The organism is Mycobacterium sp. E3298 (genome assembly GCF_001666895.1).
Classification (GTDB): domain Bacteria; phylum Actinomycetota; class Actinomycetes; order Mycobacteriales; family Mycobacteriaceae; genus Mycobacterium.
The window spans coordinates 1-3,609 of the sequence record NZ_LZJB01000088.1 but is presented as its reverse complement, the minus strand read 5'-3'; the positions used below and the strand labels follow the sequence as shown (position 1 = coordinate 3,609).

2 protein-coding genes are annotated in these 3,609 nt (G+C 70.4%); one reads left to right on the top strand and one right to left on the bottom strand.

Annotation, left to right across the window (positions count from 1 at the left end):
• On the bottom strand, positions 1-1,918 hold a 1,918-nt coding region (locus A9X05_RS04035), incomplete at its 3' end, for an FHA domain-containing protein (RefSeq protein WP_197498906.1).
• A 296-nt stretch (positions 1,919-2,214) separates the two neighbouring features.
• Between A9X05_RS04035 and A9X05_RS04030 the strand changes: the two genes are divergently transcribed.
• The coding region (locus A9X05_RS04030; RefSeq protein ID WP_067779328.1) for a serine/threonine-protein kinase at positions 2,215-3,609 on the top strand (1,395 nt) is incomplete at its 3' end.

Sequence of the window (3,609 nt, the reverse complement as noted above, 5' to 3'; positions counted from 1 at the left end):
GAACCGTCAGCGACAGCGAACCCAAGATGAACGGCAACAGCGCCAGGAAGATGAAATAGGCGCGGTCGGCGACGACCAGGCGGATCTGCCTTCGGGCGACCGTCGAAATCTGGCGCCGCACACTGGTGTGCACCGGTTCGCCCAGGGCGCCCGGCTCGTCCGCCTTGTCCGGCAACAGTTTCTGCGGCCGCTTCTCGGCGTCACGCTGCTCGAGGAAGCGCCGGTTGGCCTCCTCGGGATCGGCGCCCACCTTGGTGAAGATCTTGGCCCAGTTGGTGGTGCCCATCGCCGCACCGATGCGGTCGGGCGGGCCGCAGTAGGCCGTCTTGCCGCCCGGGGCCACCAGCAGCAGCTGGTCGCAGGTGTCGAGGTAGGACAGCATGTGCGTCACCACGATCACCACCCGGCCGGCGTCGGCCAGCTGCCGCAGCATCGTCATGACCTGGTGGTCGAGCGCCGGGTCCAGGCCGGAGGTCGGCTCGTCGAGGATCAGCAGCGACGGGCCGGTGAGCAGCTCGAGGGCCACCGACGCGCGTTTGCGCTGACCGCCGGACAGCTTGTCCACCCGGGTGTCGGCGTGCTTGGTCAGGTCCAGTTCGTCGAGGACCTGCGCGACGACCTTCGCCCGGTCGGATTTGCTGGTGTCGGGCGGCAGCCGCAGCTCGGCGGCGTAGCCGAGCGCCTGGTTGATGGTCAGCTGCCGGTGCACCACGTCGTCCTGCGGGACCATGCCGATGCGGCTGCGCAACGACGCGTATTCGGCGTGAATGTCGTGGCCCTCGAACGTGACCGAGCCCGAACTGGGAGTGGTGTAGCCGGCGATCAGCCTGGCCAGGGTGCTCTTCCCGGCGCCCGACCCGCCGATCACGGCGGTCAGCGTTCCGGGTCGCGCGATCAGCGAGATCTCGTCCAGCAGTTGTTTGCCGCCGTCGACGACGTAGTTGACGTTGCGCACCTCGAGCCCGCCGGTGCGGGTCTCGGCCTCGCTGCGCTTGGTCAGGGTGCCGCCGCGGAAAACGAGGTCGACATTGCCGATGGTGACGACGTCGTCGTCGGACAGGATGGCCGACCCGACCCGGGTGCCGTTGACGAAGGTCCCGTTGATGCTGTTGTCCCGGATTTCGGTGCCCAGCGGCGTCTGCACCAACGTGGCGTGCTGACGTGAGGCCAGCACGTCGGAGACCACGATGTCGCTCTCCGCGGCGCGCCCGATCGTCATGGCGCCCGGGGTGCCCGCGGCCGCCGACGAGCGCGGCGAGAGCAACTTCACAAAGCGCGTCGCGAGGTTGGACACGTCGGCCGTCTTCGCGTCGACCACGGTGAGTTCGGCCGGCGGCGTCGACCCCGCCTGTGGCTTCCCCGCGTGCACGACGGTCCGTTCCGCGGGCGGTGTGCCCCGTGGCCGCGGCGGCGGCGGCGCCTGCCGGGGCGGTGGAACAGGCTGGCGGACCGGGGAATTCGGGCGCGCGGCCGGCGGCCCGGGTGTCGCGGGCCGCGGCGGACGGGTCGGATTCGTTTGCTGCTCGGGCAGCGCGGACCAGGCCAGCGTCGGCGGCCCGGCCTCCGGACCCGGGCGGGTCCGGCCCGGGCGGTCGGTATAACCCTGCTGCGGCCCGACGGCGAAGGTCAGGCGCGGTCCCCGCGGGTTGCCGACGTGAATGGTCTGGCCGTCGTGGACATCGATGACCGGCATCCGGTAGCCGTTGAGATAGGTCCCGTTCAGCGAGCCGTTGTCGATTGCCAGCCACCGGCCCTGGTCGAAACGCAGGATCAGGTGGGCGCGCGAAATCCGGGGATCGGGGATGCGCACGTCGGCCTCGGTGTCGCGGCCGACGACCACCTCGTGGCCGGCCGCGAAGGATCGTTGGGACCCGTCGTGCCGAATCGTCAGGATGGGCGGGGCGGGTCGAGTCACCATTCAAGTATCGGTGCGCGCGGTGAGTGGTCTCTATTGGGACCGCCTGTGATTTGGCTATGTGTCGAGGCGGCGACTCATAGCCGTTTCATAGCTCGCTGAGGCGAAGCCCCTACCGCGGTCCGGCATGATCTGAACGGAAGGGGAGGTCTGTTTCCGGGCGCGCCGGGCACATCGTCGTGCCGGCTGGAGCGCCGAGGTGAAGCGAGGCTCAATCGCGATGCATGTGCCCGAGGCAGTGCGCGCCGTGTCAGGTTGCGGCACGCCGGGGTCCAAACGACGAGGGGGCGAGGCGGCAGATGGATGACGACAAGGGGACTACCCGGCGCATCGGCGCCGGGCGGCGGCTGCTGAGCAACCCGCGGGAGGCCCGTGCCGCCCTGCGCGCGGGATTTCAGTCGTTGCCCGCGGTCACCATCGCCCAGCTGTTTCGCCGCATCCCGCCGATCAGTTCGAGCCCGAACGCGGAGCCCGAGGAGCGCCCCGCGGAGGCCGACGGTGCCCGCCTGTCGATCTCCAGCGGGGCACCCTTCGCCGGCTACACGATCCTGCGCCAGCTGGGCGCCGGGGGCATGGCCGAGGTGTACCTGGCGCTGCATCCCCGGTTGCCGCGTCGCGACGTGATCAAGGTTCTTGCGGAAGCGGTCACCGCCGATCCGGAGTTCCGTGAAAGGTTCAACCGCGAGGCGGATCTGGCCGCGACGTTGTGGCATCCCCACATCGTCGGCGTGCACGACCGCGGCGAATTCAACGGTCACCTCTGGATTTCCATGGATTACGTCGAGGGCACCGACGCCTCCCGGCTGGTGAAGGAGCGCTACCCCGACGGGATGCCGGTCGGTGAGGTGTGCGCGATCGTCCAGGCTGTCGCGGGGGCCCTCGACTACGCCCACGACCGCGGGCTGCTGCACCGCGACGTGAAACCGGCGAACATCCTGCTCACCCATCCGGACGACGGTGAACGCCGAATCCTGTTGGCGGACTTCGGCGTCGCGCGTCACCTCGGCGACATCAGCGGGATCACCGAGACCAATGTCGCGGTGGGAACGGTGGCCTACGCCGCGCCGGAACAGTTGACGGGATCCAACATCGACGGCCGGGCGGACCAATACGCCTTGGCCGCAACGGCTTTCCACCTGCTCACCGGAGCGCCGCCGTTCCAGCATTCGAATCCGATCGCGGTGATCAGCCAGCACCTGCACGAAGAGCCGCCCCGCCTCAGCGATTACCGCCCGGAGCTGGCGCATCTGGACGAGGCGTTCCGCAAGGCGCTGGCGAAACAACCCGAGGACCGTTTCGAGCGGTGCCGCGCGTTCGCGGCCGCCGTCGGCGAGCGCTGCGACGACGTGGCGGAGGCCGGCCCGCGCGCCCGGGCCCGCACCACCGTGACCACGCCGCCGCGCAACGGCCCCCGCGCCGCCCTCGCCGCGATGAACCACCGGTTCTCGGCGCGGACGCGATGGGCGGTCGGGCTGCTGTGCGCGATGCTGATCGCCGTGGCCGCCACCTGGTCGGTCCTGTACTCGTTCGAGCCGGACACCCCACCCGCCAGCCCGACGCTCGCGTCGAAACCGTCCGTCCCGGCGCCCGCGAGGTCCGGGGGGCCGACGCTCTCCGGCAGCTATCGGCTGGACTACGACCAGGGCAAGCGGACCACCAACGGCGTCGCGATCCGCCACGACGGCCCTGCCACC